General features: G+C 65.3%; 21 protein-coding genes. 7 read left to right on the forward strand and 14 right to left on the reverse strand.

Annotation, left to right across the window (positions count from 1 at the left end; all coding sequences use genetic code 11):
• Positions 1–26: 26 nt before the first annotated feature.
• A complete protein-coding gene (locus ACFQZZ_RS04285) occupies positions 27–416 on the reverse strand; it encodes a hypothetical protein (protein ID WP_378674232.1) in 390 nt (129 codons plus the stop codon).
• Between the two features lie 612 nt (positions 417–1,028).
• Between ACFQZZ_RS04285 and ACFQZZ_RS04290 the strand changes: the two genes are divergently transcribed.
• Complete coding sequence (locus ACFQZZ_RS04290) at positions 1,029–2,060, forward strand: serine hydrolase domain-containing protein (RefSeq protein WP_378674235.1); 1,032 nt, start codon at positions 1,029–1,031, stop codon at positions 2,058–2,060.
• A gap of 158 nt (positions 2,061–2,218) precedes the next feature.
• Here the strand turns inward: ACFQZZ_RS04290 and ACFQZZ_RS04295 are convergent, their stop codons facing one another.
• Together ACFQZZ_RS04295 and ACFQZZ_RS04300 are read right to left on the reverse strand one after the other, a co-directional pair.
• Positions 2,219–2,656 (reverse strand): GtrA family protein, encoded by a 438-nt coding sequence (locus ACFQZZ_RS04295; protein WP_378676353.1) that lies wholly within the window; start codon positions 2,654–2,656, stop codon positions 2,219–2,221.
• A 1,007-nt stretch (positions 2,657–3,663) separates the two neighbouring features.
• A complete protein-coding gene (locus tag ACFQZZ_RS04300; RefSeq protein ID WP_378674238.1) occupies positions 3,664–3,798 on the reverse strand; it encodes a hypothetical protein in 135 nt (44 codons plus the stop codon).
• Between the two features lie 13 nt (positions 3,799–3,811).
• Between ACFQZZ_RS04300 and ACFQZZ_RS04305 the strand changes: the two genes are divergently transcribed.
• The gene (locus ACFQZZ_RS04305; RefSeq protein ID WP_378674241.1) at positions 3,812–4,069 is read left to right on the forward strand and encodes a hypothetical protein; all 258 of its coding nucleotides are present in this window, start codon (positions 3,812–3,814) and stop codon (positions 4,067–4,069) included.
• A 612-nt stretch (positions 4,070–4,681) separates the two neighbouring features.
• Here the strand turns inward: ACFQZZ_RS04305 and ACFQZZ_RS04310 are convergent.
• Positions 4,682–5,605: an NADP-dependent oxidoreductase gene (locus tag ACFQZZ_RS04310; protein ID WP_378674244.1), complete on the reverse strand. Its 924-nt coding sequence runs from the start codon at positions 5,603–5,605 to the stop codon at positions 4,682–4,684.
• A gap of 72 nt (positions 5,606–5,677) precedes the next feature.
• Positions 5,678–6,403 (reverse strand): SDR family NAD(P)-dependent oxidoreductase, encoded by a 726-nt coding sequence (locus ACFQZZ_RS04315; protein ID WP_378674247.1) that lies wholly within the window; start codon positions 6,401–6,403, stop codon positions 5,678–5,680.
• A gap of 48 nt (positions 6,404–6,451) precedes the next feature.
• On the opposite strand from ACFQZZ_RS04315, the gene ACFQZZ_RS04320 reads away from it, so the two are divergent.
• On the forward strand, positions 6,452–7,348 hold the full coding sequence (locus ACFQZZ_RS04320; RefSeq protein ID WP_378674250.1) for a LysR family transcriptional regulator: 897 nt from the start codon (positions 6,452–6,454) through the stop codon (positions 7,346–7,348).
• Positions 7,349–7,620: 272 nt separating this feature from the next.
• The gene (locus tag ACFQZZ_RS04325; protein WP_378674253.1) at positions 7,621–8,787 is read left to right on the forward strand and encodes a hypothetical protein; all 1,167 of its coding nucleotides are present in this window, start codon (positions 7,621–7,623) and stop codon (positions 8,785–8,787) included.
• A gap of 74 nt (positions 8,788–8,861) precedes the next feature.
• Here the strand turns inward: ACFQZZ_RS04325 and ACFQZZ_RS04330 are convergent, their stop codons facing one another.
• The 5 genes from ACFQZZ_RS04330 to ACFQZZ_RS04350 all read right to left on the reverse strand — a co-directional run bounded on the left by ACFQZZ_RS04330 (position 8,862) and on the right by ACFQZZ_RS04350 (position 12,700).
• Positions 8,862–9,494 (reverse strand): DUF2199 domain-containing protein, encoded by a 633-nt coding sequence (locus ACFQZZ_RS04330; protein ID WP_378674256.1) that lies wholly within the window; start codon positions 9,492–9,494, stop codon positions 8,862–8,864.
• Between the two features lie 434 nt (positions 9,495–9,928).
• Entirely contained in the window at positions 9,929–10,288 is a 360-nt protein-coding gene (locus tag ACFQZZ_RS04335; protein ID WP_378674259.1) for a hypothetical protein, read from the reverse strand.
• 246 nt (positions 10,289–10,534) lie between these two features.
• Positions 10,535–10,963 carry an alternative ribosome rescue aminoacyl-tRNA hydrolase ArfB gene (gene arfB / locus ACFQZZ_RS04340; RefSeq protein WP_328393583.1) on the reverse strand — a complete coding sequence of 143 codons (429 nt, stop codon included), beginning with the start codon at positions 10,961–10,963 and terminating at the stop codon, positions 10,535–10,537.
• 249 nt (positions 10,964–11,212) lie between these two features.
• A complete protein-coding gene (locus tag ACFQZZ_RS04345; protein WP_378674263.1) occupies positions 11,213–11,455 on the reverse strand; it encodes a hypothetical protein in 243 nt (80 codons plus the stop codon).
• Between the two features lie 84 nt (positions 11,456–11,539).
• Positions 11,540–12,700 carry an IS110 family transposase gene (locus ACFQZZ_RS04350; protein ID WP_378674266.1) on the reverse strand — a complete coding sequence of 387 codons (1,161 nt, stop codon included), beginning with the start codon at positions 12,698–12,700 and terminating at the stop codon, positions 11,540–11,542.
• A gap of 379 nt (positions 12,701–13,079) precedes the next feature.
• On the opposite strand from ACFQZZ_RS04350, the gene ACFQZZ_RS04355 reads away from it, so the two are divergent.
• Entirely contained in the window at positions 13,080–13,886 is an 807-nt protein-coding gene (locus tag ACFQZZ_RS04355; RefSeq protein WP_378674269.1) for an LLM class flavin-dependent oxidoreductase, read from the forward strand.
• 826 nt (positions 13,887–14,712) lie between these two features.
• Here ACFQZZ_RS04355 and ACFQZZ_RS04360 read toward each other — a convergent pair.
• The 3 genes from ACFQZZ_RS04360 to ACFQZZ_RS04370 all read right to left on the reverse strand — a co-directional run bounded on the left by ACFQZZ_RS04360 (position 14,713) and on the right by ACFQZZ_RS04370 (position 15,755).
• Positions 14,713–15,111, reverse strand: coding sequence for a PPOX class F420-dependent oxidoreductase (locus ACFQZZ_RS04360; protein ID WP_378674272.1), 399 nt, complete (start codon positions 15,109–15,111; stop codon positions 14,713–14,715).
• A gap of 168 nt (positions 15,112–15,279) precedes the next feature.
• Positions 15,280–15,585: a hypothetical protein gene (locus ACFQZZ_RS04365; protein ID WP_378674275.1), complete on the reverse strand. Its 306-nt coding sequence runs from the start codon at positions 15,583–15,585 to the stop codon at positions 15,280–15,282.
• Entirely contained in the window at positions 15,534–15,755 is a 222-nt protein-coding gene (locus ACFQZZ_RS04370) for a hypothetical protein (RefSeq protein ID WP_378674278.1), read from the reverse strand. Before ACFQZZ_RS04370 ends, ACFQZZ_RS04365 begins: the two co-directional genes overlap by 52 nt.
• A gap of 133 nt (positions 15,756–15,888) precedes the next feature.
• Between ACFQZZ_RS04370 and ACFQZZ_RS04375 the strand changes: the two genes are divergently transcribed.
• Positions 15,889–16,203: a hypothetical protein gene (locus tag ACFQZZ_RS04375; RefSeq protein WP_378674280.1), complete on the forward strand. Its 315-nt coding sequence runs from the start codon at positions 15,889–15,891 to the stop codon at positions 16,201–16,203.
• 206 nt (positions 16,204–16,409) lie between these two features.
• Here the strand turns inward: ACFQZZ_RS04375 and ACFQZZ_RS04380 are convergent, their stop codons facing one another.
• Positions 16,410–17,009: an ABATE domain-containing protein gene (locus ACFQZZ_RS04380; RefSeq protein ID WP_378674283.1), complete on the reverse strand. Its 600-nt coding sequence runs from the start codon at positions 17,007–17,009 to the stop codon at positions 16,410–16,412.
• 89 nt (positions 17,010–17,098) lie between these two features.
• Here ACFQZZ_RS04380 and ACFQZZ_RS04385 point away from each other — a divergent pair, with 89 nt between their 5' ends.
• Complete coding sequence (locus tag ACFQZZ_RS04385) at positions 17,099–17,881, forward strand: MBL fold metallo-hydrolase (protein WP_378674286.1); 783 nt, start codon at positions 17,099–17,101, stop codon at positions 17,879–17,881.

Here is a 17,881-nt window from a genome sequence, read left to right on the forward strand (position 1 = left end):
GCAGCAACCGCACCTCTCCAAGCGAACTACAGCCCGGTGGTGGAAACTATGACAATCCACGCGAGCGAAAATAGCATCGGCAATACTCGCGCCATGATCGCCGTGTTCGAGAAACGCCAAACAGGATGTTCTCTATCGGCTCGCGTCTGCGCATAATCGGGCAATTCTGCCGCGCACCGTTTTTTAAGGCCATCGAGAAGAAATTTCTGCTTGGATTGGACATACAACCAGATTCCGGAGAGCGCCAGGGCTAATATTCCGACAATCAGCCGATGGTAACCAACTTCTATTTGGTTAGATGTCGCCACAATCAACAAGAACGACTGGGCGAGTAGGAAGTAGTTGGATATGCTATTAAAATCCGAGTTAACGCTTTGGCGATGCTCCCAAAGGCGCGCCTTTTCGATATCTTCCACCTCAATGCATCCGTTCGCGTTCTAGGTGCTGCCATTAGGACTGCTCGACTGTGATCAGCCTGCTCCGTTACCAGTCGGAGTGCTTCCGCTCAATGTTCGCAGACAGACCCAGTCGCTGCCGCCCATTCGGCGCAGACGCCCTGGATCCGACGTGAAACTCGCGATGCCGGCCGCTGGCGTACGCCAGCGAAGTATCTGCGCGGTTCAGCGGCCTCGCACCGACCTTCGCTCGATGCTGCCGCCGAGTCCCGATAGCTCGAGTCGAGTGTCCGCTCATACCCCAAATCGCGCGGACAACAGACGAGATGCACTGCGGCGAAAGATATCCCGTAATGTCGATGTGCGGTCGATCGTCGACTTGGTTACCAACGGAAGGACGTATCGCGCGGCGTCGCTCGGTCCACAGATGTGCGCGAAGATGGGATCGACCAGCCGCTGGTCGATACAGTGAAGATCTTGGGGAGTATCAGGCGAATTCGGGGAGGGACCTTGCGGCAGTTGGTTTTTGATCGCAAAAAGTGGCTGGTCGGGTTTGCCATCGTTACCGTGGTGGGGTGTGGTCCCGGCATTTCCGAAGACCACGCAGCAGGCTCGACAACAACTCTTGGGACTATGCCGTTCGAGATGTCCGAGGTCGAACGAGCCGCCGACGCGATGATCACGGGTGGGGCGGTGGCGGTGACGGTGGATGTCCGCGCCGGCGGTACCCATGTCACGATCGCGCGCGGACTGCGCGATCTCGACTCTCGGCTTCCGGCGGTCTCGGACTCGCCGACTCGGATCGCCTCGGTTAGCAAGATGATGGTGTCGGCGGTGGTGTTGAAGCTTGTCGAGCAGCGCAAGTTCATGCTGGATGCCCCTGCGGTGGAGTCGCTGCCCGAGCAAGCAGAGGTGTTGGGCTCGGCGACAATTCGTCAGCTACTCGATCACACCGGTGGCGTGCCCAATCCCTTGCGTCAGCTCCTCGCAGGTAAATCTGCGCCTGAGCAGATCGCTCTCGCGCAGAAGCCCTACACCGACGAAGATTGGCTGGCACTGACCAGAGCCATGCCCAGGTCCGAGGGCTTCGATTACTCGAATACCAACTACCTGCTGCTCGCGATGATCGCGCAGCGGGTGACAGATACCGCACTACCGGAACTGCTCCGGCAGTATGTTTTCGCGCCGGTCGGGATGACCTCCACCTCGGTGCCTACCGAGGATCGTCTGTCACCGGAGTCGTTGATGCCTTATGTCTTCGACGGCGACAACCCGGTTCCAGCACCAGTGCAAAGCCCCTCGTATTGGGGGCCGGGAGGTTGGGTCGTGTCGACTCCAGCCGACCTGAGCGCCTTCGCCCGAGCGTTGTTCAGCGGCCAACTGTTCACCGAGTCCCTGCTCACCGAGATGATGACACCCGGGCCCTCCGGATCCTACGGCCTCGGCATATTCGCCAGAGCCGACGTATGCGGGAAACCTGAACCGATCTGGGGAAACCGAGGAAACGGTCTCGGCGCCAAGTCGTATTTGTTCGCGAGCCCCGACGGGAACCGAGTCGTGGCCCTGACGTGGACCGGCGCCGATATCGACATCCCCAACGACCGGCTCAACACTGAAGTGAATGACCTACTCAACGCCGGGCTGGCCGCCACCTGCCCACATTGACCGGTGACAAGCCTGGCAGCCCATCGGGTTCCCCGGCTCAGCTCGGTAGCAGAACCGCATGCCGCGGCCCTGCCACCCGCGATTGCTGGTGAATTGTCCAGGCGCGAGCCCCGGGGAGATTGACGCTGGGGCTGATTCGAGGTGTCTTAGAGATCTCTTCAGAAGACGAAGCCGCGCAGTGCCAGGAAGCGCATACCGCCGACCACCGCCATGATGGCGATCACCGCGCCCGCCTGTGCGACCTCGCCGAGGCCGGGTGCCCAGAACTCGAGACCGGCCAGCGCCGCCGTGCTGATCAGCAGGCCGATCAGCGCCAGCCCGCCGCCTTCCCACTGCGCGGTGAACCAGCCGACCCGTCCCGCCGCGCGGAAGGTGAGCTGCCGGTGCAGTTCGTTCGCGATCACCGTGCTGACGATCGAGCCGGAGATATTAGCGACCAGCGGGCCGCTCCCGCTCATGACCATGAACAGCAGAACATAGGCAATATTGCTGGAGCCGCCGACCAGGGCGAAGCGGATCAGCTGGGCGAAGGCGTGATCACCGCGCAGATACCGCACCACACGGGCGAGTCCGTCGAGCCATTCTGTGCGCAGCATCAGGTAGGGCCCGGCACCGATAGTCAGATCGATGCCATCGAAGATCGTCTTGTCCCCGTACGCCTTCCGCAGCCCGGAAGCGGCAATTGCTGTGCTGTTCACATGAATACTGTCGCCAGCCCGGCTGACATCGACCTGTCGCCGACCTGACACGTCCACGGACACGGGTGCTCGGCCTGGTCACAGTGGACAAGGGGTGACGAACAGGCACCGGTCTGTGTAATTACACGAGATCATCGGCAGCGGTCAGGCTCGACACGACGCCCCCCCGCCAACGAAGACACCTCATCGCAGAGGGATCCAACCCTATTCCGAGCACGTTCAACGCACGACAATGCCGCATACCGCGCGGCCGATTCAACCGCGCTGGGCTCACCTGGCGGCACTTGATCCGCGGTCGATGTCGCCCGGACATCTACACCGTAGAGCCACTTGAACGCACCGCGATCAGGCGTTACTTGTTGTTCGACGGTGAGGGTACTCAGACATTGAATCTGAACTCGACACCATTAACACGCAACCGCAGAGCTGCGCTGGTCGATCGAATGAAGACGAGCATCCCAAGCCCGAACCCTCTGCCGCGCAACCGCGCGATCCGAGTAGGCCAGCAGCGCCCCCGGCTGGACGTGGCCACGTGGAGTTCCGAAGCCGAATAACCTCTACCAGCTCCACGGCGGCGTCGGACGTCCGGGAATGCCGATGATCGTGTGCGTCGAACTCCGTGGTGCTGATCACACCATGGGAGGGTGCGGCCATCTCCGCGCGTTGAGCAGGTTTCCCCGTCACGGGTGGGGAAGCGAAACTCTCTGCTGTGTAGCAAATTTGGACATTCGACCGATAGGGGACTCGGGTGCGGCGAGCGCGCTTATCTTGAGTTGGAGGTCAACGATGTCTCATTGGAGGAGAAGTCCGCGCACGGTTCGACAGTCGGTCCTGCTGGCCGCAGTCGCCGGGACGGTGGTGCTTGCTCCGGCCGCGCTGGTCATACCTGCATTCGCAACCCCTGATCAACCCCCGGCTACTACCGCACCTGTCACCATCGCGCCCGTGACGACGGTGCCGCCCGTGACGACCGCGCCGCCGGTCACCACCATGCCGCCGGTGACGACCACGCCGCCGGTCACCAGTGTTCCGCCGGTCACGACCGAACCACCCGTGACGACTCCGTCATTTCCGAAACCTGTTGAGCCGGAAGACCCCTACGGCCCCGACGGCTTCGATGTCTGGGGCTACGACCGGTGGGGTTACGATCGCTGGGGTTACGACAGGTGGGGCTACGACCGGCAAGGCTACAACGAACGGGGCTACACCTCGCAGGGCTGCGCCCGTTCCGGCGAGGACCGGCCGGACGCCGACCGGCTGGCCTGCGAACTGCGCAGGGCGCGACCTTCCACCGGCAGCGCGGGCAGCTGAAACCCATACCGCTGCTGTTCAACACCTCGCACATCGACTCGTAGCGCAGAAAACCGCGCCGCGGGTCGATGCGCGGTTAACCGATGCCAGCTGTGCAGTTCGGCGAGGAGATCATCGAGCGCCTTGTGGAGTTTCTCGGAGTTGGCTGGATCGAACTACGAGAACACCCAGACCGGGCCGCACCGATAGACGTGAGCTCTGCCGAGGGAGAGCGCGGCAGTTCCATCCGATCGAGCTCTGCGCGGACGGCCGTTCCGAACGCACGCAGATCAGCGTAAGTCGTTTTGTGTCAAGTGGTTCGGTCGGTGCCTCGTCCGTCGTCGTCCCTGCATAGCGGTGATGGGGTTAGCCCCGGCAGCGTGTAATCGGGTTGAGGTGACGACGGTCGGGGCTGCCCGTGATGTGCGTCGAGATCACGGTGTGTCTCTATGCCGCGTGGGGCTCGCCCCGACCGGCCACTCGGTAGTTCGCCGAAATATTCAGGCGGCCACCGTGATTGGGTGCTGGTTGGTCGTGTGCCGGGTTGTAGCGGTCCCCAGGGTGGCCGACTGGACAGTCCCGACGGGATTCATCCTGCGGTTCTTGGAGCGGGCTGCATTGTGTTGGTACAGGTTAGGGCTCGAGCACGATTTTGCCGTGGGTGTGTCGGCGTTCGAGTTCGGTGTAGGCCCGGCGGACCTGTGTCAACGGGTAGACGTTCGCGATAGGAACTTCGAGGTGTCCCTCGGCGATCAGGGCGGCCAATTCGGCGAGTACCTCGGCGCCCGGCCTGGCGTTGGTTCCGGGTTCGGTCTTGACTCCGTACTTCGCGGCCGCTGCGAAATCGGCGATGGTGTCGATCTGCTCGACCGCGACGCCAAGGGCAAGGGCCAGTTCGACGTACCCGCCGCCGTGGGTGTCGATGAAGGCGTCGATGCCGCCCGGTGCGGCGGCCTTGATCCGGTCGATGGCGCGGTCACCGTATGCGACCGGGATCACGCCGTGGCTTTGCAGCCACTCGTGGTTGTGATGGCTCGCCAGGCCGATGACCGTGGCTCCGGCACGGCGAGCGAGCTGGACGGCGAGCGAGCCGACTCCTCCGGCTGCTGCGGAGACGACAACGGTCTCCCCCTTGTCGAGTTGCACGGAATGTACTGCCCCCCAAGCGGTCACCCCGGCGACGTACAGGCCGCCAGCCACCTCCCAAGGGACGCCGTTCGGTTTGGGTGTGAGGTTGTCGACGTCGACCAGGACCAACTCGGCCTGGGCGGCCCGCTTCTCGGAGAACCCGATCACCTCGTCGCCGACCGAGAATCGGTCGGCTCCGACGCCGACCTCGGCGACAACCCCGGCGAGATCGCTGCCTTGCCCGGACGGAAACGTCGAGGGAAAGATGCCGGCCATCGCGCCGGTTCGAATGGCCGCCTCACCGGGGTTGATGCCAGCCGCCTTTACCCGAACCAGGACCTGCCCGTCGTCAGGTACGGGGCGATCGACATCGTCGACCCGCAAGACCTCGATTCCGCCGAACTCGTCGTATCTGACTGCCTTTGCCATGGTCTTTCTTGTCCTCCGATGTGTGACGCGCGGCTGATCTCGAGAACGGGAATGGTGGCGCCGGTGTGCCCGTCACCAGGGCACCGTTCCGGCGTCGTCGAAGAATCCGCCGGTCGGTCCGTCGTCGGGCAGGGTCGCGAGGCGAATCGCGATGGCCGCACCCTGTCGCGGTGTACGGACGCCGCGAAAGCCGTTGAGGTCGGTGGCGGTGAAACCGGGACAGCCGGAGTTGATCAGGATGTTGGTATCACCCAGTTCCTTGACGTATTGGATAGTGAGGGCGTTGAGGAAGGTCTTCGAGGCCAAGTAGGCGGCGGGAACCTGGCCCATGTCGATGCCGGGCGTGGTTTGCAGGGCGAGCGAGCCGACGCTGCTGGACATGTTGACGATCCGCGGTGAGGCCGAGGCGCGCAGCATCGGCAGCATCGCGTTGGTGACCCGGATGACCCCGATCACGTTGGTTTCCACGACAGCTCGCACGGTCGCGGGATCGACCGTGGTCGGCGTCTGCGGCATACCGCCGGTGATCGCGGCGTTGTTGACCAGAACATCGAGCCCTCCGGCATGGTCGGCGATCAATTCGGCCGCCGCGGCCACACTTGCGTCGTCGGTCACGTCGAGCGGCACACCGAACGCATCGGTCCCGGCCGCGCGCAGCTTCTCCACCGCGGTGTCGCGGCGTTGCCGATCGCGCGCACCCACACCGATTCGCCAGCCGAGCGCGCCCAAGCCAGCGGCGATCTCGTATCCGATTCCCTTGTTCGCGCCGGTCACCAGCGCAATCGCCTGTTCACTCACACCTCCGATCCTGCTGCGGCTCCGGGTGCAGCGTCCAAGACCGATCGGGTGGGCGGCGATACCGCACGGGTATTGGTCGTGGTCATCGCCGGATACCATGACCTGGTGGAGACCCGGGAGATGCGATACTTCGTCGCTGTCGCCGAGGAGTTGCACTTCGGGCGGGCGGCACAACGGCTCGCGATCGCGCAACCACCACTATCGCGAGCCATCCAGCAGCTCGAACGGCGGCTCGGAGTCGTCCTGCTGCACCGCACCGCTCGCGCAATCATTTTGACCGAGGCCGGGGCGGTGCTGCTGCGGGAGGCCCGGACCGCGCTCGACGCGGTCGAAGCCGCCGAGCGGCGAACCCGCCGTGCCGCTGCCGACCAGCCCGGGGTGGTGCTGGCCACCAAGGCCGGAGCGTCCAGCGAACTATTGTCGAAGCTGCTGCACGCCTACGCCGCCGAACCGGGCGCCGTGGCAGTCGAGGTGATGCTGTGCGGGCCAGGCCAGCCGGAAAGTCTGCTGCGCAACGGGCGTGCCGACGTTGCTCTGCTCCACCGGCCTTACGACACGACAGCCGGATTCGACACCGAGGATCTGCACACCGAACAGCAGGTCGTGGTCCTGCCCGCGGGTCATCCCCTCGCCAACCGGACGCATGTGCCGTTGGCCGAGGTCAACACCCTGACGAACCTGCCCCTGCCGCGCTGGCCTGGACGGGATGGCAGCTATCCGGACGGCCCCGGCCCGCAGGTGCGCGACCATACCCAACTATTCCAACTGATCGCGCTCGGACTGGCCTGCGCGGTCGTGCCCGAGTCGCTGCGAACCCAGCTACGCGACGATCATGCCGTCGTGCCCGTGCCAGACGCACCGGCCGTCACGACCGTCATCGCTTGGCCACCACACAGCAGATCCAAAGCCGTTGCCGACCTCGTCCACACCGCGACACGCCTCTAACCGACACCACTGTTCGCCGGCCGTATCGAGCATCACCAATCTTTCGGGATACATCCGGATTCGGGGATACATCCGGAAATGCCGCGGGGCGCGCGTTCTCGAACGTCCGCAACTGCCGATGACCGCGCACGCAGAAGGGCCGCCGTCTCGGGATCGGTGTACCGCGGCCTGGCGCCGTGACAGGGCGCGAAACCACAGAGATCTCTCACAAGTCATGGGAGCGACGCCCGACCCGGCCCGGTAGCGTCCAGGGCGAACGAAGGAGATCGAACATGACTGGTGGGCGCAACGGATTCCTGCTGCTCGGTGGTGCGGCGTCGGTCGGGGCGGGTGCGTTGCACCTGTTCGCCGCGGGACTGCATACCGAGCACGCCACCCTCGCCCGGCTGATGGTCGTGCTCGCGGCAGCACAATGCGCGGCCGGGCTGCTGGCGTCGGTGAGCACGCGAAAGGCCATGCCGGTCACGGTGATCGGGGCGAATCTCATCGCGGTGGCGATCTGGGGGTACACCCGGTTCGCGGGGCTGCCGTGGCCCGACGGCCTCGGCACGGCGGAGGCGCCGCAGTTCCTCGACAGCACCTGCGCGGCACTGGGGGTGCTCGCGATTGCCGGTGCAACCGTCGCCCTGGCGCGCCCTGGCGCGTCATTGCCCACGGCATCGACCGCGACCGCCGCGGGTCTGGCCGGCGCCCTCGCCGTCGCGGCGATGCTCGGCGGCGCCGGACATGTGCACAGCCACGACGAGGGCGACCACACCCATGCCGCAGGCGGCGACCACACCGACCACACCGACCACGGGACCGGCACCGCATGGCCGCGGCCGTGGGATCCGGCGACCCCGATCGACGTGTCCGGCGTGTCCGGCGTGACCGCCGCGCAGGAGCAGCGCGCGACCGCTCTGATTCGCAGCACCCTCGACCAGCTGCCCGCGTTCGCCGACGTCGGTTCCATCGGTGCACTGGGCTTTCGCTCCATCGGCGACTCGGCCACCGGTTACGAGCACTACATCAACACCGGCTACATTCGCGACGACCGATTCCTCGACGCCACCCACCCGGAGTCGCTGGTCTACCGGGTAGACGGAGCCGGTCGGACCCTGGTCTCGGCGATGTACATCGCCAAAGGCAAGAAGATCGACGACCGCGAGCTGGTGGACTACGGCGGGTCCCTGATGCAATGGCACGTCCACGACAACCTCTGCTGGAAGGCCGGCGCCGACGGTCCCCAGGTCGCCGGTGTCACCGACGCCCAGGGCAACTGCCCGCTCAACTCGATCAACCCCGGCGCGGGCAATCCGATGGTCCATGTCTGGATCACCGCCAACCAGTGCGGACCGTTCGCGGCCCTGGAAGGCCACGGCGCAGGGCAGGCGGCCACCACCGTGGACGGCCGCCGCACCGACACCTGCTCCCACGATCACACTGGCGGGCACCGCTGAGCCGCCCCGCGCCCTGGCGTGAACTCGTGTGCAGCCCGTTCCTCCCGAAAAGGCCAGCGCTGCTGCGGAACTCACTAGATCAACGAATGACAAGCTGTCGGCGTCGCCTGCAGCGGAGCACGACAGAACTCGCCAGAGTCGTCGAGGCTCCGCTCGGCGCGGTCTCCGTACACGTCCAGTTCCACGTATCGTCCCTGGCCGGCGAACCGCACCGTACGGCCCTCGACCGAGGACGACATCCACTCGGACCGCTCGACCGTCCACTGATCGGCCAGCGCTTCGCGGATCGGGATCGGTAGCGGGCGGGGGATGTGGCTCAGCACGAAGTCGCGGCCCCATTCCTGCGCGAGTGGCGAGTGCGAGGTGATGTAGGGAAGCTCGCCCTCGTCACGCACTTCGGCCGTCACCGGTGTGCCGAGTACGTCCCACGGTTGGATGATGTTCGCGAGCGTGCCGCTGACGCGCAGGTTTGCGTACGCGGGGCTGTCCCACACCTGGAAGGCCCGCTCGGCGTCCGCGCCGCTGATCTTCATCCACGACCCGAACACCAGCTCGACACCGCCGGTGAGGCGGACCGGCAACAGACAGCGAAGGAAAGCGCCATGGCCCTTCGCCAGGATCATGTCGGCGATCGGCGACACCATGTCCTTGTCGGGCAGGCCGATCAACGCCTCGGGACGAAGCCGACGAATTACGTTCGGCGACAACGGAAACACAGCGCACAGCGAGGAACTCCCGTCAGGACGAACTGCACGGCCTCCCCACCGGGCCACCCCGAACGCACCCCCACAACGGATACTCAACCCACAATGACCCGCTCGTCAGAACATCAAGTCGACCGGCGGCAACCCAGCCTCACGGCCCACCGCGTCCAAGACGGTCCGTGACACCCGAGCAGACGACTGAGCAGGAAAAGGCTACGCGACCGACGATGCCCCTTCGGCTCCGCGAGCAGTCCTCCCCCTGTAGGCACCCCACATCGACGTCACATCGATGACTAAAGAGTGGGGTAACCGTGGGGGCCAGCTCAAGTCTGCGCCCACACCCGTGAACCGCCACCAAACGATACGCAACCCGCACCGATGAGCGGATACGGGCTGATCCGGCGTCAGGGCATGGGCTGGGGCCCTCGTGCTGGTCGTCAGCAGCTTGTGTTTGCGGCCGTGCCTGCGATGAGAACGAGGAGATACCCGGCCACCATGACGAGGATCCCGGTGTTGGTCAGCACGAGTGATAACGAGTTGACGCGGAGGTGATTCGTCCACAGATAGATCAGCAGGAACAATCCGACCTCGAGCATGATTATCGAGCCCGTGGTCTGAATGCCCTCGAGTAGCGCGTAATCCCGGTCTCGCTGCCCGGAGCTGCCGTGCGGGCTCACATCGCAGTAGTCGCCGTTGGCCGGGGTGATCACGTATCCGGCCACGGCGATCGCCGGTCCAATGAAGATCGAGCCGACGATGTAGATCACTGCAAACAACAATGGCCGGTTCTCGGTCATGGTGTCAGACAATAACCATCCACTAAGGCGGCCCTGCGGTTGTCGTGTGGAGGTTCTGTGTCCGGTAAACATCCGCAACTGCCGCATATCGCGCTGTTCGGACCTGGGCTGGCCGAATAGCGTGGTCGGTGTGCCTGCGCTTAGGCTGCTGCCAGCGACGAGAGGATGCAGACGGGTACTTGGGAGCACGGGCCCGTTCGACAACGATTGTGCCGCCGATACCCCGACCTGTGGCGCTGCCGTCGGCTAGTCGTCGGGGGAGGCGCGGCGGTTGCGTTTGGTGACGCCTCGCCGCTTCTTCGCGGCAATGCGACGTTCCTTCGCTCCGCGCGAGGGCTTGGTGGCGCGGCGAACGGGTGGCGGGGCGGCAGCGGCGTCACGCAGTAACGAGGCCAGGCGTTCGCGGGCGGCCGCGCGGTTCTGCAGCTGTGCGCGTTGCTCTGATGCGGCGATCGTGAGCACCCCGTTGACCAGGCGGGTGGCCAGGCGGTCGAGCATCCGGGTGCGCAGCCACTCCGGCACGGAGGGCGAGTTGGCGAGGTCGAACGACAGCTCTACCCGGCTGTCGGTGGTGTTGACGTGCTGCCCTCCGGGACCGGACGACCGTGAGAACCGCTCGCGTAACTCGGACGCGGGTATCACCAGCACCCGAGTCACGGTCAGGTCCTCTGCCATGATCCGACGCCGCTCTTTCCGATCCGCGAGTCGACTTGGCCACGTCGGTCTAGTTGCGACTGAACGGTGACCTTGTCGTTCACGATAGCGATGACCTTGTCGACGTGTAACAAGCAGGCCGTCCGCACATGCCGCTGGGCGGGCGACTGGTGAACGAGACGCGCCGCGGCTCGAGACATCCCATAATGCCGATTACCGCGTCCTCTACGGCTGCTGGCAGTACCGGCGCCAGACCGTAGTTTCGGAAAGTTATGCCCGACTCTCACCGCGACAGCGATAACCACCGTTACGCCGGTCGGCCCTGACGGCCCATGCCAGTGCAGCGCAGAGGCCGCCGAACATTATCACTCCAGCCAGCAAGATTCCCACGCCGACGATGGCGGTAGCGAGCGCAGGAACGCCGAAGCCGAAGTACACGGCCAACGGACTCGACAGCATTGCGCCGATGAAGCCCCCGATCAGGGCCGCGACGAGGACAGGCCGACGTTTCATGAATCCGACTCTAGCCTTCGAGCAGTCGATCGCTCCGTCCACGACGCCAGCATCACAGACATCCGCTCATGGCTCCCCTTTATGTCAACCCGTTGAAGCGGGTGTGGGGTTAGCCTGTTTGGTGGGTCCGGGTTGTGGTTTGTCCGAAGGATCGGTGTTGGGGTTGGAGCCGGTCGCGCTGGAGTCAGTAGTCGTTCCCGATTGCCCTCCCGGGCCCGCCAATTCGCGGCGTTGCTGGTCAGCGAGCATGCGGGTGTAGACGACGTTGGAGAGTCGGCGCTTGAGTGCGCGCATCGCCTCCATCGATGTTTTCCCGCCCGCCTTGCGGGCGTCGTAATAGACCCGACCCGCGGTCGGGTTGCGCAGCTGGACCACGGCCATGATGTGCAGGACTCGGTTGATCTTGCGGTTGCCGGCGCGGGAAAGCCGATGCCGCTGCTGATCTCCGGAGGAAGCGTCCAAAGGTGCGGTGCCGTTCCAGGATGCGAATCGGTCCCGGGTGCCGAAACGGTGGATGTCGGCGGTATCGGCCAAAAGCCTTGCCGCCGAGGAGGGTCCGATGCCATGTAGATCCATCAGGGTGGAACCGTGATCGGAAACCAGCTGCCGCAATTCCTTGTCCGCGGCCCTGATCTTGCGATCGATGGTCTCCAGTTCCTCGATCAACTCGATGACCAGCCGCGACTGGACCCGACCGACCGGATCTTGTGGCCGCAGGGTGGCGATCAGGTCGCGGGCCTGGGTGGCGGACAGGAATTTCTTGGCGCCGCCTGCGATCAGTTCGAGCAGCAAGCGGTGCAGGCGGTTGATTGTTTCTGTGCGGGCCCGGCCGAGCCCATCACGGCGGTCGGCGAGCAAGCCCAGCGCCACGAGTTCTGGATCGGCGTGGACGCGGCGCAGATCAGGTGCGTGCAGCGCCGCCAGGGCGACCGAGTGCGCGTCGACCGGATCGGTTTTGCGACCATTGCCGGTGGAGAAGACCCGCACCTGCGCCGAGAGTTTCGCCGGGACATCGATCACTGTTTCGCCGTCGTGGACCAGGCGGTGCGCCAGGTGGCGGCCGATGCCGTTGCAGCCCTCGATCGCCCAGATCCGATCACTGAATTCTTTTGTGGCCGTGAGCATCTCTGCATATCCGGTCGTGTCGGTGGCGTACCTGCCGGTCCTCAGGACCCGCCCGGATCGGTCGATGATTTCGATGGTGGCCGAGCGTTTGTGCGGGTCCATGCCGATGATGACGGTCATCGGTATCTTTCCTGCCTCGCTGTGGATGGTGTCCGTGCGAGGAGGGCACCGCTACTTCGAGCCGGGCAGACCCCTTTCCAGCCACTCCCGCACGGCACCCGGTTGAGAGGCAAGCCATGAGAGAGCCACACCGATCACGATGGCGGGCAGCCGCATTGGGGGAGCATCTCACCGGGCACCTGAACCGAATCCTGGCCGGGACCCGGTCCTGACACCAGTCTTAAGTAGCCGCATACCGCGCGGTCGATTCGACGCGGCACCGATGAATTTCGGGCGGATCCGTCGTCAATGTCTCTGGATATACCGAACGGGATGATCATGTGCCTTCCCTCAGGAGGGGCTGCCCGGTGATCTCGTCGACGCAGAGAGGAATCCAGGCATGACGAGACTGTTTCGATTCGGGGTCGTTGCCCCACTCAGAACTGACCTGCCGACGTGGCGAGATCGCGTGCGCCGCATCGCCGACAGCGGCTACTCGACGCTGCTGGTGCCCGACTTCCCGCAGATGCAACCGGCGCCCGGTCCCATGCTGGCCACCGTCGCGGCCCTGACCGACCTGCGCGTGGGAACGTGGGTGTACGCCTCTCCGCTACGCCCGGCCTGGCTGACGGCGTGGGAAGCGCACTCGCTGTCGCTTCTGACCGAGGGTCGCTTCGAGATGGGCATCGGCACCGGCAGACCGGGAATCGAGGACGAACTCCGCGAAAAGGGACTGCCCGTCGTACCGCCGCCGAACGAGCGGCTCGCCCAGGTACGTGAGACCGTCAGGACGCTGCGAGAACTCGACGGTCCCGACCTGCACACGCCCGTGGCGATGGCCGTACTCGGTCCGAAGGCCCGTGCGCTGGCGGCCGAGGTCGCAGACACGGTCACCTTCGCGCTGGGGGATCAGCCTCGGGGCGAAGTCGAGCGGCTGGCACGCGACTTCCGCACCATCGGGGACGTCGAGCTCGCGCTCGCCGTGCCGGTTATCGGTGACGCTGTCGCGCCGCACATGGCGCGCCCCGACACCGACCCTGCTGCGCTTCGCGCGGCGGACGCACTGACCGTACTTCCGGATGATCCGGCGGCCGCCGCCGAGGAAATCCAGCGGCGACGGGAGGAGATCGGCTTCTCCTATTTCATCTTCGGCGCCGACTTCGCCGACAGGTTCGCTCCGGTCGTAGCCGAGCTCGCCGGACGGTAGTCGGGCGTCGATGACGCGAGCCTGGCGGCACGGCTCGAATACGCGCGCCCAGGCGACGCCGTCGTCCTTGGCACCGAACATCCGCTCATGCCTGCTCCGCCGGGGATCAGTTCCAGCAGTAGCCGGTGCAGGCGGTTGACGGTGTCGGTGCGAGCTCGGCCGAGCTCGTCACGGCGATCGGCCTGGCGTCAGCGCGACCAGTTCCGGATCTGCTTGCACGCGGCGCAGATTCGGTGACCGCAACGCGGCCATCGCGACCGAGTGGGCGTCGACGGATCGGTTTTGCGGCCGTTTCCTGTTGCGAATACCCGGACCTGTGCAGACAGTTTTGCGGGCACGCCGATCACGGTTTCTCCGTCGTGGACCAGCCGGTGGGCCAGATGGCGGCCGATGCCGTTGCAGCCCTCGATCGCCCACACCTGGTCAGTGAATCATTGTGCGGTGGTGAGCATTTCGGTAAGCCAGTGGTATCGGTGGTGTATCGGCCTGTACCCAGTATCTTCGCGTCGCGGTCGACGATCTCGATTGTGGCGGTGCGTTTGTGTGGATCCATTCCGATGATGACCGTCATCGATGTGCCCTCCCGGGGTCGGCGTGTGGTGTCCGTGCGGGAGGGCACCGCTACTTCGAGCTGGGCAAACCTCTAGTGGTGCAAGGGAATTGTGCCGTCAGTGACCGATGGTCCTGCTGAATCAGATCCCCACTACCGTAGCGAAGGTCGGCGTAACCGATGTCGTGGTGCCCGGTCTCACTCGACGCGGTCCATTCCGCTCACTGCCGGAGGGTCGGTGACGGCCTTTCTTGTGGGATCGCCCACGATGCCTGACTACTCGGCGCCGCGACTGGTGAAGTCGAAGGATCCGCCGTCGATGCCCCAGGAGATGACCCGTTCGGGGTGAATTCGGATGACCGCGCGTTCCTGGGGTTGGAACGGTGGCTCCTCGTCATCGAGCGCCTCGGCCGTGCCGCGTACCTCGATGCCGCGAATCACGTATGGCTCCAATGAAACCTGCTGGTCGATGACGAACGACACCCGGCTGCCCGCCTCGACATTGCGGTACTTTCGACTGGCACGCATCCGCATGCCCCCGATGTCGATCGTGCCGTCGGCGTTCACCCGATAGCTGGTCGGGTTATTCTGCACAACGCCGTCGGGCGACACCGTGGCCAGCCGACCGATCCCGGCCTCCGCGAGGAACTGCTGTTCATTGATGGTGAAGGTCATGTCAGTTACTCCTCAGTGAATTCGATATCAGGTGTGCCCCCGGCGATCAGCCGGAAGTTGTTGGGTGCGGGAAGCGCAAGCTGTTGCCTGCCGCGTCCCGCGCGTCTTGCGTCGGCGGTTCAGCGGGACCGCGACATCGCGCGACACCGCCTACCCCGTGCTCTGAGATCAGAACAGGATCAGCGCGGCGCACAGTCCGGCAATGGCAATGAACTGCAGGGTGACCCGGTACTTCAGAATGCTGTCCCACTTGTCCTGCAGCGCACGGGCATTGGCCGGAATGATGCCGCTCTGCGCAGCGGCGGTCTGCTGGGAATTGATCGGCTTGGCGATGCGGAAGTAGAAGGCGAGCCAGGTGAGCAGTGCCGCCACCGTGATGCCCGCCGCGACAGCGGCGCCGATCTGCCCGGCCAACAGCGCGATCAGCAGCGTGAGCACCGCGGTGACCACACCGCCCACACCGACAACCGGCATGCGCTTATCGCCGTAATAGTGACCCCATCCCGCCTCATGGTCACGGCCGCATCATCGAGCTTGCGGTACACCGACCGGGTGATCACGGCCCCGCAGACATCGGTGCCATAGACGACGGCATTGGCGAGAACGGCGACGGCGGCAATGATCTGGCCGGTGATGATGAGCATTTTTCGGCTTCCCTTCCTAAATTCTAGCAGCGCTAGAAGCTGAAGCAACGATAACATTCGCCCGATAGCTTGTCTAGCGTTGCTAGATTTCAGATCGCTACCGCGGGATCGCGCTCGGATCAGCACGCTGCACATGCCCGTTCCGGCCGAGCGGACGCTGTCGCCCGGCAAGCCGGTGACCGAACGCTGGATCTTCGGCCTGCCGGTTCCACTGGTGGTGCTGGGGCTCATCGCGGTCCCGGTCCTCGTCGACCGGGGTTGCGGGCAGCCTGACCGCGTCGGGGTCGGCGATCGGCGGCGCCTGGCAACCCTCGCCTTGACTGCGGTGAGCCGACCTGCCGCCCATCACTGCCACGCACCGAGGCCACCCGCAGAAACGCACTCATCTGCCGCGTGGCGCGCGGTTCGTCCGGCCACGCGGCGCACCCCAAGGATCAACGGGCCGTGACTATCTCGGTATCGGCAGCGCACTGAGTGCCGAATTCCGTGCGCCACACGTCCCATCGCCTACAGAGCCATCGCTACACATGGCACTACAGTGGCGGTCGATCGTGGCATGGACTCGCCGCGGCAAGCCAGAGCCGCAGCACCCCGAGTGGAGTTCCGAAGCGGAATAATCTCTGCCGCAAGGGCTTTGTCTTCGTCGCCGGGGCATCAATCCGCCTTCGACTGGGTGCGACGGGCATACGCGCGGGCGGCACGGACGCGGTCGCCACAACGAGTGGAACACCAGTGGCGGCGGCCGTGGCGCAGCAGGTACCGATTGCAGGGGGCGGAATCGCAGGTGGTGAGGCATTCGGCATCGGGGCCGGTGAGGAGGTCGGCCGCGTCCGCCGCGAGGGTCGCGAGAGCGCGGTCGAGGATCTCGTTGGGCGGACACACCGCCATGCGATGGGGGCCGTTCTTCTCGTCCCAATACAGCAGAGCAGCCGTAGGGACCCGGCTCAGCGCGTCATTGACGGCGGACAGCGCAGCGGGTACGGGGGCCAGCCCGGCAACACGGGCGGCGAACAATGCCCTGAGGTGTTCGCGCAGCACGCGCAGCTGCGTCGCGCACATCTCCTGCACGCCGGCGTCGGCCGGGGCGAGGTCGCGATTCGCGAGCCACTGATTCGTCGCCTCGGGAGTGCCGAGGAGATCGAGGAATTGCCCACCGGGCAGCGCGATGGCGCTGTTGACGAAGTCGAGAGCGAGATATCGCTCCGCCCCTGGTGCGGGCGGCAGCACAGACTCGGCAGCCAAGGTCTCGCTCATGACTCTCATGTTACAGCTTGCATTTATCCGTGATAGATGCTTACTGTTCTCACGGATGTACAAGCTTTCTTCCGTGAGGAGTTCTCGTCGTGGCTGCTGCCGACACCAACCATGCGCAAATCCCCGTCCGCGTCTTCGGTGGCCCGACCGCCCTGTTCGAATACGGCGGGTTGCGGTTCCTTACCGACCCGACCTTCGACGCTCCGCGCGAGTACCAGCAGCCGGGCGGCGTGCTGACCAAGACGGCGCCCGCCGCACCGGCCGACCTCGGCCGCATCGACGTGGTCCTGCTCTCCCACGACGAGCACCCCGACAATCTCGACAATTCCGGTCGGGCCCTGCTTGCCGAGGTCCCGCTCACCCTCACCACGCCCGGGGGCGCGCAGCGCCTGGGGAATGGGGCCAAGGGGCTGGCAGATTGGGAGTCGATCGAACTGGACCGCCCCGGCGGCGGCACGATCACGGTGACGGGCGTGCCCGCCATCCACGGGCCCGGCGCACGCGAGGAGGTCGAACCGATCACCGGTCAGGTAGTCGGATTCGTCCTGACCGGTACGGACCTGCCCACGTTCTACGTCAGCGGCGACAACGCTTCGCTCGAGGCGGTTCAGGAGATCGCCGATCGCTGCGGCCCGGTGGACACCGCCATCCTCTTCGCCGGGGCTCCCCGCTTCCCCATCCTCTTCGACGGCGCGCCGATCGTCCTCGACAGCGGCCAGGCCGCCAAGGCTGCCGAGATCCTCGGCGCGCGCCGGGTAGTTCCCGTCCACTACGACGGTTGGGCCCACTTCACCGAGGGCCGAGACGAACTGGTGGCCGCTTTCACCGACGCCGGGCTGGGCGACCGTCTGGACCTGGGCGACCTCGGGTGA

The organism is Nocardia sp. GCM10030253 (genome assembly GCF_042675075.1).
In the GTDB taxonomy this organism is placed as follows: Bacteria; Actinomycetota; Actinomycetes; order Mycobacteriales; family Mycobacteriaceae; genus Nocardia.